Here is a 19,088-nt window from a genome sequence, read left to right as displayed (position 1 = left end):
CGTCGAAACGGGGCCTTTTTCTTGGTTAGATTTTGCACTCGCTTTTGGCGAAGCGTTGCGCGACTGCTGTTACCAACCGCCGCCGCCGCCACCGCCGCCGCCGCCGCCAGAAAAGCCGCCGCCACCGCCGCCGCTGGAAAAGCCGCCCGACGAGGACGAACTTGGCGTCGGTGCAGAGGACGTCGCGGTCGCGGTCGTGATGGAGCTTCCGATGGACGAGCCAATAGAGGCCGCACCAGCCAATCCGGTCATTGAACCGGCATACCAATTCGGACGGTAATTGCGCGCGATGCTTGGATCACGTCCAGACTTCGCCAAGGATTCCGCAAATCGATCACCCCAGGCATCTTCGGCGTCCAACGCCATGGCATATGGCAAATGGGCTTCAAAGACTTCTTCGGTAATCTCGGTCTGCGCCCCTGCAAATTCCGCCCGGGCGTTGATCAGATGGCTTTCCGCCGTGGTCAAATACATACGATACCCTTCAATCCGGGTGCGCAGGCGTTGGCCTTCGGGGGTTGGTGCATCAATCAAGAAGAAGAACGGAATTGGAACCAGGAACGTCAGCTTGGTCAGCGTGTAGGCCAACGGGGCGATTGAGTCCGACGCCAAATCTGCAAAAAAGATCAATGGCACGAAACAGGTAAGCGAGATGCCCACCATCAACACGAAGTGAATGAACGACGCGATGGGATTTTCCACGAAGTCCGGAAGGGCCTTGATCACAGACGGGATCAAGAAAAACACTGCGATTGAGCCAAACACAGTCGACATCACACCCAACCCAATCAGGGCGAAGATGTCTGACCCCGACGAATGGCTATTGGCGACCGTCAGCAGGAAAAATCCGATGACAACAAGCAGTCCAACAACCCAAACGCCGGTATTGCTGTTGAAATAGCGTTTGGAATATTCCTTGTCGAAAATGTTTTTCATCGTGCCGAGCGTGGTGCGGACCTTTTTATCGTCCCTTTTGCCAATCTCGAAGGTGTCTGAATTATCAGCCCCAAACATGCCATCAAGGACCAACGCTTCTTCTGCTGGCAGGTCTTCGGGCTTTTTCGATGTCCGATCGACATTAAAAATACCAGGAACTCGGCCGTTGCGCAGGGTCACATATCCTTTTGACGCAAGGCTGGCCAGAACGACACCGAACATGTAGCTGTCGCTAAATTTGCCACGGAACCCTTTAAACCACTGGAAACCACAGGTCGCAGGCGACAGGCCCTTTGGCGGTTCGAATTCCGGGATCACGGTGCCCTTTTTCGGATCGCGGCCATAGCGATGCCACGTATACAAGAAATAAACGAGCGAAGCGATTAACCCCAAAAAGGCGAAAACAACACCGATATTGCTTGTGAACAGGCGGACGGCTTTGTCCCAGAACCCGGGATAGGTGACCAGGCCTTCTTGCCATGCGACGCCAAAGGTAAATCCGGCATGGGGTGCCAGGCTTTTCGTTGTTTGAAGTTCAAGGTAATCTGAGCGTTGCTCGACGACACGGAAATCTTCACCGTCTTCACCGTAATAACCTGTAAATCCGGCAAATTCGTCAATTTCGGCGCCTTTGGGCAGATGCACAGACACACGCGCAGATTGGATATAAAAGCCCCAATCGTTGCCCGTTACGTTCCAATAAAGTTCGTCACGGCCATCGTTATTATAGAGCTGTGAATCAATATGATAGGCGATTTCGTAGGTGTGACGCCCTTTGGAAACCATCCGGCCCTGTTCACCGATATAAATGCGTTTGCCCGAACGCAGTTCTTTGACGGTATAGTTTTCATCCTTTCCGTCACGCTTGATCGACTGAATGTCAAAGGCGGCGTCATGATACATCCCGCCATCGACAAGCGTACGCAACGGTATTTCACGGAAAATACCGCTTCTGATTTCATTATTGGTGGCCTGAACCGAGATGGTTTCAACCACGTCCATGCTGGCGTCATCAAGGACAGAAATGTCCACGTTGTATGACAGGATGCGTTCTGTTGGCAAAACGAATGGCGCAAGTCTTTGGGCCTGCGCCTGCGTGGGGGCGATATTGGCAATCAAAGCACACGCCAAGAACAGCGCGCACAATCCAATTTTTCGCATAAGGCCGCACATATTGCGCGCCAAACCGCTGCTGGCCCCGACCTTTGCGCCGGGTGGCAGTTCTTTTGATAAATTCATTATTCAGATTGTCCCGATCAGGAGAACTTTACCCCCGGCAGATCGCGGCTTGCCGGGTCGTCGATTTCGTAATAGTCGCGGGTGGTGAACCCAAATTTGTTCGCAATCAAATTGCCCGGGAAGGACTGAACAGCTGTATTCAATTCCCGCACCGTGCCGTTGAAATAGCGACGCGCCATCTGGATATGGTTTTCCAGCTCGGAAAGCTCGTCCTGCAGATTGATGAAGTTGGTGCTGGCTTTCAGATCTGGATAATTTTCCGCGGTCGCGAAAAACTGCATCAAAGCAGATGACATTTCACGTTCGGCGGCAACACGTTCAGCCGGCGCTTCACCTTGGGCCGCGATGCAGCGCGCACGCATTTGCGTTACTTTTTCAAGGATGCCTTTTTCGTGATCCATGTAACCACGAACGGTTTCGATCAGATTGGGGATAAGGTTGCTGCGGCGCTTAAGCTGGACGTCGATACCGCTCCAGCCTTCGTCTGCGCGCTGGCGCAGGGCCACAAGGCGGTTATAGATAACGACGGCCCATATAAGGACCCCGGCCACAAGGGCAATCAAGAACCAGCCTGACAGGAAAAATTCGCTCATGCGGTTTGCCTATTTTTTCTTTGTTTGTATGTGTTTGTAACGTGGTGGACAGCCACGCGAATGCTCAGACACACAATAATCTGACTAAGAACAAAGAAACAAGGCATGACAGCCATCCGTCAAACGCAGAGAAACAAGACAAATCAATAAAACTTTTTAGGTGTCCCAATATCTAGAAATCTAACAAAATCTACTGCGGATTTCCCTGCCCTGAAGTACCAACTTACAACACGACAGCAACGTCTTTAATCCTTTGCCAAACAGCGAAAATATCACCCATGATATCGTCGCGAATTTTTTGCAATTTCGGACAACTTTCAATTGATACATTTAACTCCAATGGTTTAAAAGAATTCTTCATCACGGTATAGCTCGTGAGATTTTTGCCACCCAACTATGGAGATTTTTTTATGGACTTAAGAGACACACCAACCACTTTGAAAAATTCAACGCAGCCAAACAGCGCCCCCAAAATGGCTTGGGAAAAGCCCGAAATGACGAAGATCAAAATGGACCAGACCTTGTCGAACGTAGGGTCCGTGGCTGATGGCGGACTTGGCTCTACCCCTTAAAAAGGGCTAAAAACCAAAAGTTTCTGCGTTGAAAATTCAAAAGCATAAATCCTGCGATTTAAAAACATCCAAGGCGAAAATAAATTCGACTTCAACTTGATCCTTCGCTAAAAAAGATGTTTCAGGTCATAAAACTGGTCGAATTTACAATTAAGGTAACTGAATATGCTTATCGAAAAAAAAATTGATACGCAGAAAAATTTGGAAAAAAATAACATTGAAAGCAAATCTGCGTGGACGAAGCCGAAACTAACTAAAATTCGAATGGATGAGACGCTGGCTTCGATGGGCTCTTTGAATGATGGTGGCACACCAACCGTCTAATATCCCGCCTCAAACTCACGTTGCTCACGCCTATTCTTATTAAAACTACAAAACATGATGCCAGACAACGAGTAGCGCCGTGATTTAATGGTGAGGAAAACGTTCATCCCCACGACCTGAAAATTGGTATGATCGACGCGTGCCTTTATTTATTATTCCTGCTCAGCAGCAAGTTATAATTTAAAAACTAAATTTACGCAGGTATCTGTTGAAAAAGAAATATCTGTCCGGCGTCCTGTTCACAGATAAGTACAATACCAACCGCTTTTCAGGAGTGGTCTCGGATATTCCTAGTGTTGTTAATCATCAGCACCCAGTTTTTTTCCGCGACACTAATCTTCTTTTATGTTTTGGCAATCACGAAACAGATCAAATATCTATCTGCAACGGCTTGGTCATTGCTGTCGACGGCATCATATACAACCGTAACGAACTCATAGAACGTCTTAACCTAAGGCTGTCGCCAAACGCACCTATGAACGACGCAGAAATTGTTCATCACGCGTATAGGCATTGGGGAAATGATTTTTGCAAGTTTCTTCATGGTGATTGGTGCGCTGTGTTGTGGGATCGCAATCAGCAAAGCCTCATCATAAGCCGTGATCATTTTGGCAATTCGACCTTATATTATTATCAAACAGACACTTTCCTAACATTCTCAACATCTAGAGAATTCCTTTATCAATTTGGCGCTCCTAGACCCAATATTGATGAAAAGACTTTTGCCCAACACCTTATTTCTTGGCCAATTACCACCCCTTCTGAGTTTTTATATGACAGATCAGCTAGCCGTCTTAAGCCGGGCTATTATTTATCAGCAAAACCCGGCTATTCCAGTCTGCATCAATATTGGTCATTAAAAGACACAAAGCTTCAAACTTTAAAAAACAGAAACGAATACGCCGATGGCTTCCGAGATATCTTTGTAAAGGTGGTTTCGGAACGCGCATCTACGACCGACGCACTCGGATCGATGCTCAGTGGAGGCCTTGATTCCGGTTCTGTAACTGCGGTATCCGCGCGTTTTTTGCGCGTCCAAGGCAAAAGTATCGATGCCTATACCTCCGTTCCACTGCCGGACACACAGTTATTTGCAGCCGGTCGATTTGGCAATGAGTTAGAGTTTGCACAAGCTCTGGTTCAAGGTGCAGGTAATATATCGCATCATCAAATTACTTGCTCAAACTACAGCCCTATTCAAGCAATTCGCGATTCCCTTGATATAGCAGGCGACCCTATTCACGGGTCGTCAAATGCATTCTGGATTCTTGATCTATTTCGCGCAGCTGCCGCAAATGGTAATAAACTGGTGTTAACAGGCCAGATGGGAAATGCTGGAATTTCTTGGACAGGCGATGAGTTTTCAAGACCGCTGGCCAATCAGATCAGCTCTTTAGGTCTTGCCACATGGGTAAACAAACGCCTGAAAAAAGCCCTTCCATCAAAGATAGTAAGCTCAATCCGGCATCTGTACACAAAGCAAGATTGGTCACGTTCGGCTATTTCCCCGGCGTTGGCCGAACGGCTGAACCTACATGCAGAACGGATCAACGATCCCGCGCTCAGGTACAATCGCTCCGCCCGTGAGGCCCGACTTGCTATTTTGAAGCCGACCAATCCGGGGCTAGGCGCTTATTATCATGCACTTGGTCGATTTTTGGGCATAACGATATCCGACCCGACAACGGATCCCAGGGTCCTTGAATTTTGCCTATCGGTACCGGACCATATTTTCTTCGATCCGAAAAGTGGTTACGACCGATGGCTGATACGAGAAGCGATGAAAGGCATTTTGCCCGACCCGATCCGATTGAACCAATTGCGTGGTCGTCAGGCGTCTGATCTACTGACACGCCTTCGCATCTATCACGAAGATGTTGAAGCCGCTCTGGTAGAAATTCAAGATGTTGCGGAACCGTATTTGAACCTGCCACGCATGCGAAATGTTTGGGAAAGAGCTAAAACAGAAAACAATCAGGATATATTCAATCTTGCGACAACAGTTCTCATGCGTGGGATCATGGCAGGACTTTACATTAAGCGTCTGACCCAAAGCGGACAATGAAATGAATGCACCAAAGATACTTCCTGATTGGTTAGATGACGTCAGAATTAATACCATGCCGACGGTTGAGGACCTTATAAATCCTGTTGACCGTGGCATTTTGTGGCAAGCGACCCGCGATCAGCTACTTGTAGATATTCCTCAGTTCGGTCGTGTCCTCGCCAGCAAAAGTGACCTAATCATAAGCGATAGCGCCGCCAAAAAATGGGATAACATTGGCCCGTTCCTGCGTTCTTTACCACTTGTCGCGATCACGCTCCTTCGCGGGGGATTCAGTCTAAACGCCGCAGCCGTTGCAGGCCCTAATGGTGCCATTTTACTTTGCGGACAAACTGTTACCGGCAAATCGGCTCTCGCACTGGCCTTAATGAAACGTGGTCTTCGCTTAATGGGTGACGACGCAGCTTCTATTTTTGTTAATCGTGATGGAATTGCTAATGTCGCGCCAATATGGCCGCAAATGCGCCTTTGGCCAGATACAATTGAAAGCATTTTTGTCAAAAAACGCCCAAGTTGGCTTACTCCAGCCTCAGAGTCTTTGCATGACATTCCCTATTGGAACATCTCTGAGAGTGCTTTCGAAGATAGATTGATGCCAATAAAAGCAATATACCATTTAAGAATAGACCTGCGTGCAGATAAAGCCCAATTCTCATCTGGTCCTACGGGTATTTCAAAGCTCTCTAAAAACAGCCTTCCACCGTATAATGCTCCAATAAACAGTGTATTCACTACAGCAAATCAGTTGCTGCAAACTTATGCAGCAACAAGTTCGGCACCGTTTAAATATATTGATATGGCGCACCGTAACCTAAGCGATATTGAAAATGCCGCAGACGTAATCCTGCAGGAGCACAAATGCCCTACTATTTAATTCATGGGCTTGTTGTATCGCTACCCTTTACCTGCCAAGGGGTAGATGGTGCTCAAGCTGGTGCGAAAGTGGATGTTATCGCAGTTGAAACGGATGTACCACGGCATCTTCCGGCTCCAAAAGTCACTGAACAATCGTTCGATGTAGATCATGGCGCATTTCTCCTGCGAGGTGGAATGCAATCAGCTCGCTTTCTTGTTGAAAATGGCAATTCGATAAAATTCCAAAAAAACAAGGACTGCAAAGAAGATTTGTTTCTTCATAACCTGTTTTATCAAGTTATGGCGGCTGTCTTGCGGCAACGCAAAATGCTTGCTTTCCATGCTTCAAGTGCTAGCACAAATGATCAAGCTGTGATCGTCACGGGTGACTCTGGTGCGGGGAAATCAACAACAATATCTCATCTGGTAACTAAGGGATGGCACCTGCAGGCCGACGACCTTTGCGCAGTAAGGCTAGGTGAAAATGGGAAATTAGAGATTCTACCGGGCACAAAAGAAGTATGCCTTTGTGAAGATGCACTAGAATATCTGCCCTATTCGACCGCGCACCTACCGCGTCGCGATTGGCACCGTAATAAAGTGGCGATATCTCATAACGCGCAGCAGCAGTCCAAACCTGTATCTCGAATTATCTATCTAAAGCGGACTGAAAACACCAGCAAGGTTAAGGTAGAACGCATAAGTGGTCAGAAGAAATTAGAGCTGTTGCTTTCATGTCTTTATGGCCCTCTGCTGCCTAAAGATATCATGTCGGTTCAAACCAGTTTTCTCTATACGCTTTCCAGTATCGATCTGCTTTTAGTTTCTCGCCCTGAAAACAGATGGTCAATGGATGACGTTCTTGGAGCAATCATCGGTGAGTAATATCATTCCCTTGGCATCCTATCCAAAGTCAGGAAACACTTGGACGAGAATGTTTCTCGCAAGTTACATCGGCACGTCGCCTGTAGATATCAACAAAACCGCCGAAACCAATCTAGCTGCTGCTTTCTCCCGTGTTTGTTTTGATCGCTATCTTGGGATAAAAACATCCATGCTAGATCCCGCCACGATTGATAATTTTCGCCCAGAAATCTTGCGGGCCCTCTCGCGTGAAACCAACGACAACCTGTTTGTAAAAACACATGATCTTTGGCGGAAAACGGCTGATGGCAACCTATTGTTTCCGCCTGACGTAACGAAGAAGGCTGTCTTCATTTCTCGTAATGTCCTTGACATCGCATCCTCCGCAGCATCCCATTGGGGTGTCTCACTTGAAATATCTGTAGATATACTTTGCACTCGCGACTACTGCCTTTCAGCAGCAGACAAACGACCATCTCCAGCCATCGAACAAAAAATCGGAAGCTGGAGTCAGCATGCCCAAAGCTGGTTGGATCAAACTGAAGTTGTCTTATGTCACCTGCGATATGAAGATATGGTCCAAAATCCAATGGAATCTTTTGGGCGGTTGGTCACATTTTGCGGGTTGGCATATGATGAGAATAGGCTAAAACACGCACTAGAGTTATGCAGCTTTAAAAAACTGCAAGCACAAGAGCAAACTCAGGGGTTTCGGGAGAGACCAGCAAAAGCTGCAGGTCTGTTTTTCCGCAAAGGAAAAGTAGATGGATGGCGTGAGGAACTGCCACAAAAACTTATAGACAAGCTAATCGATACGCACGGCGAAATGATGCAACGCCTCAGATACGTCGATGCACACGGAAAGCGGCCAGAGGGACAAGATGACTAGCAAAATCTCTGAAGATTCCATTGTTGTTCAAAAGAAAGATTTGCCAAACACTGCCGTTGACGGTGATCTGGTAATTATCAGTTATGAATCCAACAACTATGTTGGCCTCAATCCGGTTGCACGCAAAATATGGGAAGAAATAGAAAAACCGCGAAAAGTTGAAGAACTTTGCGTCGACATCGTAAATTCATTCGAAGGTGATTCTATCGAGATCAGAAATGATGTCATCGCATTCCTTGGCCAACTCGCCGATGAGAGTTTGATAGATGTTTCGAAAGGGTGATTTTTCCAAGCTCCAAAAAGCCGGTTTCCCTCAGTTTCTGCTGCTACTAGAAGCCAGTATACTATTACTGTATGCGCGCTTGGCAATTACCTGTTTGCCTATTGCGAGAGTCCTCCGCCTTTTTGATTTGGAAACAGCATCCTCAACATTCCCAACAAATATGTCTCCTGAAGTTCGAACAGAAGATATATCGTGGGCTATTACAACTGCCGCCAGCCGTCTTCCTTTGAATTGCACTTGCCTTGTAAAAGCACTCGCCGGATCGGTTTTGCTGCAACGTCGGCATATCCCTAGCTTACTTTTCCTTGGGGTCTCACGTTCTACCGCGCCTGAGAATTCGCTAGCGGCACATGCTTGGCTTGAATGCAACGATGAAATACTGACCGGCGGTTCCGAACGCGCACTATTCAAGCAAATAGCGGCTTATCGTAACCGAAAAGCCACTTCTACATCGACAGTACAAGCCCCATGACCGCTGCTAGCTCTCTCTTATCAGCTCTGCGTTGGGATAAAGATGGTGAAGAAGTTCTGCAAAATCTGAGGCCCGATGAATGGAACACCCTTTTTAACCTACTGAAAGAAAAAGGTGGTCAACAGTTTCTAGCTCTTCGCTTGCGGCAAACCAATATATCCGCACCGGACCTAATCAACTCCCAACTTCGCCTTCATATTCTCGGGAACGCTGCCCGTAACTTTGCAGGCAAACAATTGCTATTCAAAGCAATTGCCTCATCGGGACGTCAAGCCATTCTCCTAAAAGGCATCGACTTAGCCGGCCGGGTTTACAGCAACCTTGGTCTCCGCTCTATGGGCGACATCGACATTCTGGCTCAAAAAAAAGATATTCCTGCTTTCGCCGAATATTTCACTCAAATTGGGTATACCTGCAGCCCAACCTTTGACGAAGGCCTATTCGACGTCGATGATTATCACAATCTGACATTCACTAAATCAGATGCTTCAACCCTGCCAATCGAACTGCATTGGCGTTTGACAGATGAACACGATATCGACTTAGACGGCATCTGGCTGCGATCTCTTGCTATCGACGCGCAACATAAAAATGCACGGGTTATGTCGTCCGAAGACTTGCTGGTTTATCTTTGCCTGCATATGGAACATCACTATTTCGATGTTTCCCTAACCCAACTTTGGGATTTAGCTGAATTAATCACCGATTCCGATACAAAAATAGATTGGGATATCGTCCGCGCCCGAGCAGAAGAATGGGGGGCTACCGATAGCATAAATATTTGCCTGCATCTCCTGACTAGAAACCTAGGAGTGACAACCACGCAGTTTTCGAGCTGGAAGCCCGACGCGGACCTGTCAGCAATCATGCCCTGCCTACTCGACAACCTCGGACTATTCCCGGACATAAGCAAGTTTGCAGGCCCCAAGTTACTTTCGCTGTTATCAAGTTCATCTAGCATGCAAGAACGCAGCTACGCACTTTTCAAGGGGCTTTTTCCTGCGAAGGCCGTCTTAAGAGCAACTTTCAACAAACAGGAAAATAACATTATTCTCGATAATTTTCTCTATCTAAGGTTCTGGACGCGACTCTTTTTCATCAAGTGCCGCGCCTTTAGAAAAATGAAGATAGATTATCGCGAATTACATCATCAGGGTGAACGACAACTCGCCTTAATTAGGTACATTCGGGAGAAAAGAGAGCAAGCTGACGGTCTCTCCGACACCTAGCACATCTCAACAACTAAAAACGCATGTCCCCAGCCAAAAACAACCGGCCGCTAGCGCTTATTGTTTTGAAAAGTCGCTCTTTAGGCAGCTGTCTTGACAACGCATTATCCTCAATTGCGAAAATAGAGATCACCGCCATACGCGATCATTGTTGCATGAACAAAGACCACGGCAATCAAATGAGATACCGACTGAAGACCTCTATCAAACATGGACGACAAAACTATTAGCGTAACAGTGCCCCGTGGGTTTGGATCACCCTGCCCGACAGGTCCTGCCCGGCACGGATGGCGTCGGCCGTGTCTTTGCCCGACAGTCGGGTTGCCAAGAATGCGGCATTAAATGAATCCCCTGCCCCGGTGGCATCGACAATTTTTGTCACCGTTGGGGTCGGGATCGTTTCAACCTGTCCGTTGCTTAAAAACGTGCACGGATTGCCAGCATTTTTCACAACAACTTCTTTGACACCCAGATCGCGATAGCGCATCACGGTTTCGGTTGGTGAAGCATCACCAAAAAGCGCTGCTTCGTCATCGAAACTGGGCAGGATGATGTCCGACATTCCTGCAACGCGCGATATTGTGTCTTTGCAGGTTTGCGCATCTTCCCAAAGGGCGGGTCGAATATTGGGATCAAATGCGACCCGGCAGTGATCGGGCAAATTGCCCAACAACTCGATCAAAGCCGCCCGGCGATCCGGCGTTAAAATGGCAAGGGTGATCCCCGACAGATAGATGACATCCGCACCGCGAAATGCGGTTTCCAATTGGGTCGGATCATCCGCCATTTTGCGCGCCGCCGAGTTTTCACGCCAATAGGTAAAGACGCGATCCCCGCCTTCTTGATCAATCAGATACAAGCCCGGGCGTTTACCCGAAAGGTGCTGAATGGCTGTGGCATCAATTCCGGCATCGGAAATAAAGGTGGCAATGCGATCTGAATAGCGATCATCCCCAAGGGCGGTGACATAGCGCACATGCCAATCCGCCGCCGATGTTGCATTTCGGAAATGCCAGGCGGTGTTAAGCGTGTCACCGGCAATGCCCATATTCCATTGATCACCGGTGCCGCCCGACATTTCGATCATGCATTCGCCAATGGCAACGAAATGATGCGTGGTCATGATGCGATCTCTTGCGCCATTGCGGCACGTGCCGCCGCATTTACATCGTCACCAAACAGCAACACAGCCAAACGTGCAATCACCGCATCACGCCATGACGCATCGGATTTCAGTTGGTCTGGCATCCAGTTTGGCAATGCGGCAAGGCTGTCATAGATTTCCGATGGTGACTGTGCGTTGGTCAGTGCCGTGATAATTTCTGTCGCGCGCGGATCATTGATGTCATCGGCGGCATTGCCTGATCCGGCCGCGTCGATGCGTTGACGCATGACGGCCATCCATGCAGCACAGCACAGCGCAAAGGTGCCAAGTTCGGCCGAATTGCCTTTAAGTTCACAGGCCGGTGCGAAAATGCGTTGCGGCAGTTTTTCCGTCCCATCCATGGCAATCTGGCGGGTTTCATGGGCGATTTCCGGGTTGCGGAACCGGTCCAACAGATCTTCGCCATATTGGGCAAAATCGATGCCGGGCAATGGCTGCATGGTGGCCGCCGCATTTTTCATATGCAGCCCAACCAGCTTGGCAAAATCCGCGTCGGCCATGGCATCGCGCACATAACGATAACCGCCAAGTTGCCCCATATAAGCAATCAAAGAATGGCTGCCATTAAGCATACGAAGTTTCATAAGCTCATAGGGTTCGACATCTTTGACCATAACCGCCCCACCGGCATCCCATGCCGGACGGCCATTGGGAAAGTCATCCTCGATCACCCATTGGGAAAACGGTTCTGTCTCGATCGCGGCAGGGTCATCTTGGCCCAGCAGGCGTTTGGCATCGGCATATGTCGACGCGGTTGACGCCGGGGTGATACGATCCACCATAGTTGACGGGAACGACACAGATTGCGCGATCCAGTCGGCAAGTGCGGCATCAATCCGACGCGCGAAATCAATCACGCCATTGCGCAACAAAACACCATTTGACGGCAGGTTATCACACGACACCACCGTAAACGGTTCGGTGCCGGCTTCTTTGCGTAACCGCAGCCCTTCGACCAAAATCCCCAAAAGGCCGGATGGCTGACGCGGGTTTTCCAGATCGTGCTTGATCGACGGATGATCAACAACAACCTGCCCCGACGCACGATCAATGCCATAGGCCTTTTCGGTGACCGTGATGGTAATGATCCGAATGGCCGGATCGGCCAACGCATCCAGAACGGGTTGAATATCGCGTGCGGCGGCAATTGCGCGCGACATGCTTGTAACACGCTGTGCCTTTGGCCCATCTGGATGGCGTTCGATGACCGTAAAGTCACCGTTTTGCGCATTCAGCGCATCGACAATATCGGTGCTGCGCAAGCTGACCCCGATGATTTTCCAATCACCGCCCTCAGCTTTGATCGCTGCATCGGTATAGACCGCCTGATGGGCGCGATGGAACGCGCCAATCCCGATATGAACGATGCCGGGACGCGCTGATTTTTGGGGATCTTGTCCCTCAGGCTTACCCGCTTCGGTCATTCTGCGGCCTCCGTCGATTTCGAACGATGCAAACCGTGCGACAGTGCTTGCATCGCGCCGCGTAGCTCAGCCAGACCTTTAAGGCGGCCAATCGCGGGATAACCCGGCTGACCTTTTTTGCCCAAATCATCAAGGATATCGTGGCCGTGATCCGGGCGCATCGGGATGTTCCAATCCGAACGTCCAGCGGCCTTACGGCGCGCCTCTTCAAGCAAAATCTGCTCAATCAACGCCACCATATCGGTGTCGCCATCCAGGTGTTCGGCTTCGTGGAAGCTGCACGGCAGACCTTCGCTTTCGCGTTTGGTATTGCGCAGATGGATGAAATGAACCCGATCGCCATGGCGTTTCATCATGCCCGGCAAATCGTTTTCCGGATGCACACCAAGCGACCCGGAACACAGCGTGATCCCGTTTTCAGGAATATCAACCGCCTGCATGATGAAGGCATAATCCGCCTCGGTCGACATGATCCGCGGCAGGCCCAAAAGCGCAAAGGGCGGATCATCAGGATGGCAGCACATGCGAATGCCAACTTCGCGGGCGACCGGCACGACTTCTTCAAGGAACGCGACTAAGTTCGCGCGCAGCGTGTCGGCATCAATATCGGCATAGGTTGCCAACAATCCGCGCAAATCATCAAGCGACAGGTTTTCAACCGATCCGGGCAAACCAAACGCGACCGTGCGTTCAAGTTCCGCCAGACGATCTTTTGACATTGCGTCAAAGCGTTGCTTTGCATCGGCAACGATTTCGGCCGGGTAATCCCCCGCTGCGCCATCGCGTTTCAGAATAAACAGATCAAAGGCGACAAAATCGGTCAGGTCAAAGCGCATGCAGGTCGCGCCGTTTGACAGCCGCCAATTCAAATGCGTGCGCGTCCAATCAAGAACCGGCATGAAGTTATAGCAAACAATCGAAATCCCGGAATCGGCAAGATTGCGCAGGCTTTGTTTATAAGCCTCGATATGGTCTTTCCATGGGCCAACCTGACGTTTGATGGATTCGGATACCGGAAGGCTTTCGACCACATCCCACGTCAAACCAGAAGGCGCACCATCTTTCATCACAGCAATTTCGCCGTGGCGTTTTGCTATTTCTTCGGGTGTCCACACATCGCCACTTGGAACATGATGCAGGGCGGAAACGACGCCGTGCGCGCCAGCTTGGCAAATGTCATCAATACTGACCTGATCGCTCGGACCGAACCATCTCCAGGTTTGTTTCATGCGTTTCTCTCTGTCTTGCTTGGTGTGTGAGACACTCAATATAGAGCTATGCGGAGTGCTGTTCTATAAATTTGTTGACTAGTATGGTAGTATGCATCATGACTGAGAAAAGCAAGGAGAGATTAATGGGCGATCCCCGACAGAACGACTGGGAAATCACAAATGATCTGGCCGTTGGCCCACAGATCCATCGCATCATACGCGAACGGATCGTGAGCACGGACCTGTTGCCCGGTATGCGTCTGTCAGAAGCCGAACTTGCGAAGTCCTACAACATAAGCCGCCAGCCCGTGCGCGAAGCTTTCATCAAACTGGCCGATCAGGGCCTTGTGGAAGTTCGCCCGCAACGGGGAACTTATGTGCGCAAGATTTCGGTGGCGGCTGTTCTTGATGCGCGTTTTGTCCGAGAAGCCATCGAATCAGATATCGCCAGCTTTGTCGCCCAAGAGCCCGACGACCAGTTTCTAGAACGTCTTGAGCAACTGATCGTTGAGCAGAAAAAGGCTGAGAAAGGCGACGCGGATGCCTTTTTGAAACTTGATCACGAATTCCACCACTGCCTTGCCGAGGCGGCAGGCAAAACATACGCGTGGAAGGTTGTCGAAGACGTGCGGGCCCAGCTCGACCGTGTTCGATATCTCAGCTATTTCCAGTTTCCGATGGAAGAAATCATTGCCCAGCATGTGCGCATTGTTTCGGCCATCACATCCAAAAATCCAGAAGCAGCAAGCGAAGCCATGCGCGAACATTTACGCGAAATTCTGCATACGCTGCCTGACATTTCACGCTCCAGAGCGGAGCTTTTTGATGACGTCGATTTTACGTCGTCACCCTAAGGCATCAACCAAAACAGGGAGGATACGATGCTTACAATGAAAACCACCAAGAGACTCATTTTAGCCGGTGCAACGGCTTTGATGATGACCAATTCGGCCGTCGCGGCTGAGATGACCTTGAAGCTTGGCCACCTTGCCAACGAGCAGAACGCTTGGCACAAAGCGGCTCTTAAATTTGGCGAAGAACTTTCAACCCTGACCGATGGCCGCATCGCAGTTGAAGTGTTCCCGAATGAAACGCTTGGCAAAGAAATTGATCTGATCAACGGCATGCAGCTTGGCACCGTCGACATGACCATTACCGGCGAAAGCCTGCAGAACTGGGCACCGATGGCCGCCCTTCTCGCTGTGCCTTATGCCTATCAGACGCTTGAAGATATGGATGCGGTTGCTGGCGGTGAAATCGGTGGCAAGATCGAACAGCAGATCATTGAAAAAGCCCAAATTCGCCCGGTTGCTTATTTTGCCCGTGGTCCGCGTAACCTGACCTCGAACCGCGAAATCAAATCCCCAGATGATCTTAATGGTTTGAAACTGCGTGTGCCGAACGTGCCGCTGTTTGTTGACGTTTGGAAATCATTGGGCGCACAGCCAACCCCGATGGCGTTTTCTGAGGTCTTTACCTCGCTTCAGGCTGGTGCAATTGACGCCCAGGAAAACCCGCTGGCGCTGATTGACTCCGCAAGCTTTGACGAAGTTCAGAAATTCGTCAACAAAACCGAGCATGTTCGTTCGTGGATCTATCTGACCATTTCGGAACTGACCTGGGCGGAACTGTCTGATGAAGACAAAGCAGCCGTCAAAGAAGCAGCAAAACGTGCACAAGCCTATGAGCGCGGTCTGTTTTCTGCTGATGAAGAACGTCTGACCAAAGAACTTCAGGACAAAGGCATGACCTTTGTTGAAGTCGACAAGCAGGCCTTTGCCGCCAAGGCAAAAGACGCCGTTCTTGCCAACGTGTCTGACGAAATTCGTCCGATTGTCGAAGAACTTTTCGCACAGTAAATTCTGCCGGTTCGGTCGCGTTTTCGCGGCCGAACCTTTTTTGTGACGGGGAAGTAACGTGTTCTCTGCAAGATTATATGCATTCATCATTGCATTGTGCCGGATCGGAACAGGCTGCGCATTTGGCATTCTGATCGCCACTGTGATGGTCCAGGTCTTTTCAAGGACGTTCTTGGCAAGTTCGCCGGTCTGGACCGAAGAACTCACCCGCCATGCATTGCTGTTTATGGCCGCATTCGGGGTTGGTCTTTCATTTCGCAATGGTGAATTGGTCAATGTCGACATTGTTTGCGAGATGTTGCCGCCCCCTGTCCAACGCACCTTGATGTTCGTGTCAGCGGGATTAACAGCTGCTTTTTGCCTGCTCTTGCTGTCACCGGCCTGGAGGTTTGTCTCCATCGGCGTGCTTCAGACGTCCCCGGCACTGGGTGTTCGGATGGACTTTATTCATGCCACCGTTTTCATTCTTCTCGCTGTGCTCTGTCTTTTTGCGGTCCTTCGCATGATACGCATCATTACCGGCGTGTCAGACGGACGACCTGAAGATACGACGAAGGATTTGCCATGAGCCTCGCTATTCTCCTTGGCGTTTTCGCGCTTGGTCTTGTGATCGGCCTTCCGGTTGCCGTCACCCTTGGCCTTTCTTCGCTTTGTTATTTATTGCTTGAAGGCATCCCGCTGGTTGTGATCCCGCAGAAAATGTTTGCGGGCATGGATGTCTTTGTTCTTTTGTGCATTCCAGGCTTTATTCTTGCCGGTAATCTGATGAACAGTGGCGGCATTACGCCGCGCATTGTGCGATTTGCCAATGCGCTGGTTGGCTGGATGCGTGGTGGGCTTGGCCTGACCAACGTTACCGGTTCCATGCTGTTTGGCGGCATTTCCGGTACGGCGGTTGCCGATGCGGCGTCAATTGGCGGCATGATGATCCCGGGCATGGTTCGCGCGGGCTATACGCCAGCATTTTCGGCGGCGGTAACCGCGGCGTCATCGACTGTTGGTCCTATCATCCCGCCGAGCATGCCGATGATCATTGTCGGTGCCCTTTCGGGTATTTCAGTTGGCAAGATGTTCATTGCAGGTGCCATTCCGGGCATCCTGATGGGACTTGCCATGATGGTGACCTGCTACATCATTGCGGTGAAACGGGGTTTCCCCCATCAGCCTTGGCAGGGCTTTGGCGAACTTGGCAAATCCTTTGTCGGCGCGTTCTGGGCGCTTGCCATGACAGGTCTGATTGTTGGCGGTTTGCTGAGTGGTATTGCCACCCCGACTGAAACCGCCGTGATCGCCAGTATTTATGCCTTTGTGGTTGGCTGCTTTATTTACCGCGACCTTCCGCTTCGTAAGGTTCCCAAAATCATCATCGACAGTGCGGTGACGGCTGCGGCCATTCTTGCCCTTGTCGGTCTTGCCAACGTGTTTGGCTGGATTTTGGTATCCGAACGCATTCCGCAGATGATTTCAAACGGCGTGTTGTCGATTACCGATAACAAATACGCCGTGATCTTGCTGATCAATCTCGTGCTGTTGATTGTTGGCATGTTCATGGAAACCATTGCGGCGTTGATCATTTTGTTTGTGCCGCTTCTGACCCTTGCGACCAATGTCGGGATCGATCCGATCCACTTTGCGGTCTTTGCGGTGCTTAACCTTATGATTGGTCTGACGACCCCGCCGGTTGGTATCTGCATGTTTATCTGTGCGAACATTGCCAAAGCGCCGGTTACGACCGTGATCCGCGCATTGGCGCCGTTCCTGCTGACCAACATCGTCATTCTGTTCCTTGTTTCCTATATTCCGGCGCTCTCAACGTGGCTGCCGTCCTTGATGGAGTAATTTTCCAATGCAAACCCGTGTGTGCCGCCTTTACGGCCAAAATGATCTGCGCATTGAAACTGAAACCGTCGCCGCCCCTGCCAAGGACGAAGTCCTTGTCCGTGTGGGTGCCGGGGGCGTATGCGGATCGGACATGCATTATTACTTTGATGGGGGCATTGGCCTGATCCGGGTGCGTGAACCGATCATTCTGGGGCACGAAGCATCGGGCACCATTGTTGAAACCGGTTCAAACGTTTCTGGCTTGTCCGCCGGGCAAAAGATCGCGATCAATCCCAGTCAGCCATGTGGCACGTGTAAATATTGCGCCGAAGAACTTTATCAGCATTGCCTGAACATGCGGTTCTTTGGTTCTGCCATGCCCATGCCGCACATGCAGGGCCTGTTCCGCGATTTGATCAATGTACCGGCCAGCCAGTGTGTTCCGATCAATGACGACGTTGCGCTTAATGATGCTGCCTGTGCCGAACCGTTGGCGGTATGCCTTCATGCGGCGTCACATGCCGGTGATTTGCGTGGCAAGAAGGTCCTTGTCACCGGTGCCGGCCCGATTGGCAGCTTATGCGTTGCGGCGGCAAAACGCGGCGGTGCAAGTGAAATCGTGGTGACGGACCTTAAGGACTTTGCCCTTGATATCGCCCGCCAGATGGGGGCGAGCAAGACCATCAATGTCGCGCAGAATGGCGAGATGCTTAAACAATACGAAGCAGACAAAGGCTATTTCGATGTCTGCTTTGAATGTTCTGCGGCCCCGGCCGCACTGGGTTCGGCAATCTCGACACTGCGTCCGCAAGGCATTTTGGTACAGGTCGGCGTTGCGGGTGAATTGCCTGTTTCGTTCAATGCACTGGTTGCCAAGGAAATCACCCTTACCGGCAGCTTCCGCTTCCATCATGAATTCGCCGAAGCCGTCGACTTGATCAATTCCGGTGCGATTAACGTCAAGCCGATCATCACAGAAACCTTTGATGTGGCAGACGCCCAGAAAGCCATCGAGACGGCCTGTAACCGCGACAAATCGGTAAAAGTTCAGCTTTCCTTCGCAAGCTGATCCGACAAATCGGCCATGTTGCATTTTGCGTGCGGCATGGCCGGTGCTTTTATACTGGGGCTTTGAAGCCCCGCCGCACCTCACAAATCCCCCTCCCCAGCCAATCCCCTCCATCGAACACACGTCGTGTCATTGACGGACCTAAAATGCTGTGATGCGTAAGGGTTCACATCCCCAAACGCCGTCCCCATATCCATGCAGGATGGCGGACTGGGGAA

General features: G+C 50.3%; 18 protein-coding genes. 13 read left to right on the top strand and 5 right to left on the bottom strand.

Features of this window, described 5'->3' with window-relative positions; all coding sequences use genetic code 11:
- Window positions 1–69: 69 nt before the first annotated feature.
- Both HCZ99_RS10120 and HCZ99_RS10115 read right to left on the bottom strand, forming a co-directional pair.
- Window positions 70–2,175, bottom strand: a complete 2,106-nt coding sequence (locus HCZ99_RS10120) for a DUF2207 domain-containing protein (RefSeq protein ID WP_167446872.1) — start codon at window positions 2,173–2,175, stop codon at window positions 70–72.
- A 17-nt stretch (window positions 2,176–2,192) separates the two neighbouring features.
- Window positions 2,193–2,768, bottom strand: a complete 576-nt coding sequence (locus tag HCZ99_RS10115) for a LemA family protein (protein ID WP_167446871.1) — start codon at window positions 2,766–2,768, stop codon at window positions 2,193–2,195.
- Between the two features lie 737 nt (window positions 2,769–3,505).
- Between HCZ99_RS10115 and HCZ99_RS10110 the strand changes: the two genes are divergently transcribed.
- From HCZ99_RS10110 to HCZ99_RS10075, 8 genes are all read left to right on the top strand, one after another.
- Window positions 3,506–3,664, top strand: coding sequence for a hypothetical protein (locus HCZ99_RS10110; protein WP_167446870.1), 159 nt, complete (start codon window positions 3,506–3,508; stop codon window positions 3,662–3,664).
- Window positions 3,665–3,872: 208 nt separating this feature from the next.
- Window positions 3,873–5,729 (top strand): asparagine synthetase B family protein, encoded by a 1,857-nt coding sequence (locus HCZ99_RS10105; protein ID WP_167446869.1) that lies wholly within the window; start codon window positions 3,873–3,875, stop codon window positions 5,727–5,729.
- Between the two features lies 1 nt (window position 5,730).
- Window positions 5,731–6,603 carry a hypothetical protein gene (locus HCZ99_RS10100; RefSeq protein ID WP_167446868.1) on the top strand — a complete coding sequence of 291 codons (873 nt, stop codon included), beginning with the start codon at window positions 5,731–5,733 and terminating at the stop codon, window positions 6,601–6,603.
- Window positions 6,588–7,469, top strand: a complete 882-nt coding sequence (locus tag HCZ99_RS10095; protein WP_167446867.1) for a hypothetical protein — start codon at window positions 6,588–6,590, stop codon at window positions 7,467–7,469. Before HCZ99_RS10100 ends, HCZ99_RS10095 begins: the two co-directional genes overlap by 16 nt.
- Window positions 7,462–8,337 carry a sulfotransferase domain-containing protein gene (locus HCZ99_RS10090; RefSeq protein ID WP_167446866.1) on the top strand — a complete coding sequence of 292 codons (876 nt, stop codon included), beginning with the start codon at window positions 7,462–7,464 and terminating at the stop codon, window positions 8,335–8,337. Before HCZ99_RS10095 ends, HCZ99_RS10090 begins: the two co-directional genes overlap by 8 nt.
- Window positions 8,330–8,620: a PqqD family protein gene (locus HCZ99_RS10085; RefSeq protein WP_167446865.1), complete on the top strand. Its 291-nt coding sequence runs from the start codon at window positions 8,330–8,332 to the stop codon at window positions 8,618–8,620. The genes HCZ99_RS10090 and HCZ99_RS10085 overlap by 8 nt, the downstream gene beginning before the upstream one ends.
- The gene (locus HCZ99_RS20920; protein WP_167446864.1) at window positions 8,604–9,092 is read left to right on the top strand and encodes a lasso peptide biosynthesis B2 protein; all 489 of its coding nucleotides are present in this window, start codon (window positions 8,604–8,606) and stop codon (window positions 9,090–9,092) included. The genes HCZ99_RS10085 and HCZ99_RS20920 overlap by 17 nt, the downstream gene beginning before the upstream one ends.
- Entirely contained in the window at window positions 9,089–10,321 is a 1,233-nt protein-coding gene (locus HCZ99_RS10075) for a nucleotidyltransferase domain-containing protein (RefSeq protein WP_167446863.1), read from the top strand. Before HCZ99_RS20920 ends, HCZ99_RS10075 begins: the two co-directional genes overlap by 4 nt.
- 226 nt (window positions 10,322–10,547) lie before the next feature.
- On the opposite strand, the gene HCZ99_RS10070 is transcribed toward HCZ99_RS10075, so the two are convergent.
- The 3 genes from HCZ99_RS10070 to uxuA are packed head-to-tail and all read right to left on the bottom strand — an operon-like array spanning window position 10,548 to window position 14,139.
- Window positions 10,548–11,444 carry a sugar kinase gene (locus HCZ99_RS10070; protein WP_167446862.1) on the bottom strand — a complete coding sequence of 299 codons (897 nt, stop codon included), beginning with the start codon at window positions 11,442–11,444 and terminating at the stop codon, window positions 10,548–10,550.
- Window positions 11,441–12,910, bottom strand: a complete 1,470-nt coding sequence (locus HCZ99_RS10065) for a mannitol dehydrogenase family protein (protein WP_167446861.1) — start codon at window positions 12,908–12,910, stop codon at window positions 11,441–11,443. The genes HCZ99_RS10070 and HCZ99_RS10065 overlap by 4 nt, the downstream gene beginning before the upstream one ends.
- Window positions 12,907–14,139 (bottom strand): mannonate dehydratase, encoded by a 1,233-nt coding sequence (gene uxuA, locus HCZ99_RS10060; RefSeq protein ID WP_167446860.1) that lies wholly within the window; start codon window positions 14,137–14,139, stop codon window positions 12,907–12,909. The genes HCZ99_RS10065 and uxuA overlap by 4 nt, the downstream gene beginning before the upstream one ends.
- A gap of 125 nt (window positions 14,140–14,264) precedes the next feature.
- Between uxuA and HCZ99_RS10055 the strand changes: the two genes are divergently transcribed.
- From HCZ99_RS10055 to HCZ99_RS10035, 5 genes are read left to right on the top strand one after another with little or no spacing between them, the layout of a single operon-like run.
- A complete protein-coding gene (locus tag HCZ99_RS10055) occupies window positions 14,265–14,975 on the top strand; it encodes a GntR family transcriptional regulator (protein WP_167446859.1) in 711 nt (236 codons plus the stop codon).
- A 27-nt stretch (window positions 14,976–15,002) separates the two neighbouring features.
- Window positions 15,003–15,980, top strand: coding sequence for a TRAP transporter substrate-binding protein (locus tag HCZ99_RS10050; protein WP_167446858.1), 978 nt, complete (start codon window positions 15,003–15,005; stop codon window positions 15,978–15,980).
- A gap of 58 nt (window positions 15,981–16,038) precedes the next feature.
- Window positions 16,039–16,548, top strand: coding sequence for a TRAP transporter small permease (locus tag HCZ99_RS10045; RefSeq protein ID WP_368484250.1), 510 nt, complete (start codon window positions 16,039–16,041; stop codon window positions 16,546–16,548).
- On the top strand, window positions 16,545–17,819 hold the full coding sequence (locus tag HCZ99_RS10040; protein WP_167446857.1) for a TRAP transporter large permease: 1,275 nt from the start codon (window positions 16,545–16,547) through the stop codon (window positions 17,817–17,819). Before HCZ99_RS10045 ends, HCZ99_RS10040 begins: the two co-directional genes overlap by 4 nt.
- A 7-nt stretch (window positions 17,820–17,826) precedes the next feature.
- On the top strand, window positions 17,827–18,870 hold the full coding sequence (locus tag HCZ99_RS10035) for an L-idonate 5-dehydrogenase (RefSeq protein ID WP_167446856.1): 1,044 nt from the start codon (window positions 17,827–17,829) through the stop codon (window positions 18,868–18,870).
- Window positions 18,871–19,088: the final 218 nt, after the last annotated feature.

The organism is Thalassospira lucentensis (assembly GCF_011806425.1).
In the GTDB taxonomy this organism is placed as follows: Bacteria; Pseudomonadota; Alphaproteobacteria; order Rhodospirillales; family Thalassospiraceae; genus Thalassospira; species Thalassospira lucentensis_B.
The sequence above is the reverse complement of the archived record's forward strand: the minus strand, read 5'-3'. Positions and strand labels throughout refer to the sequence as shown.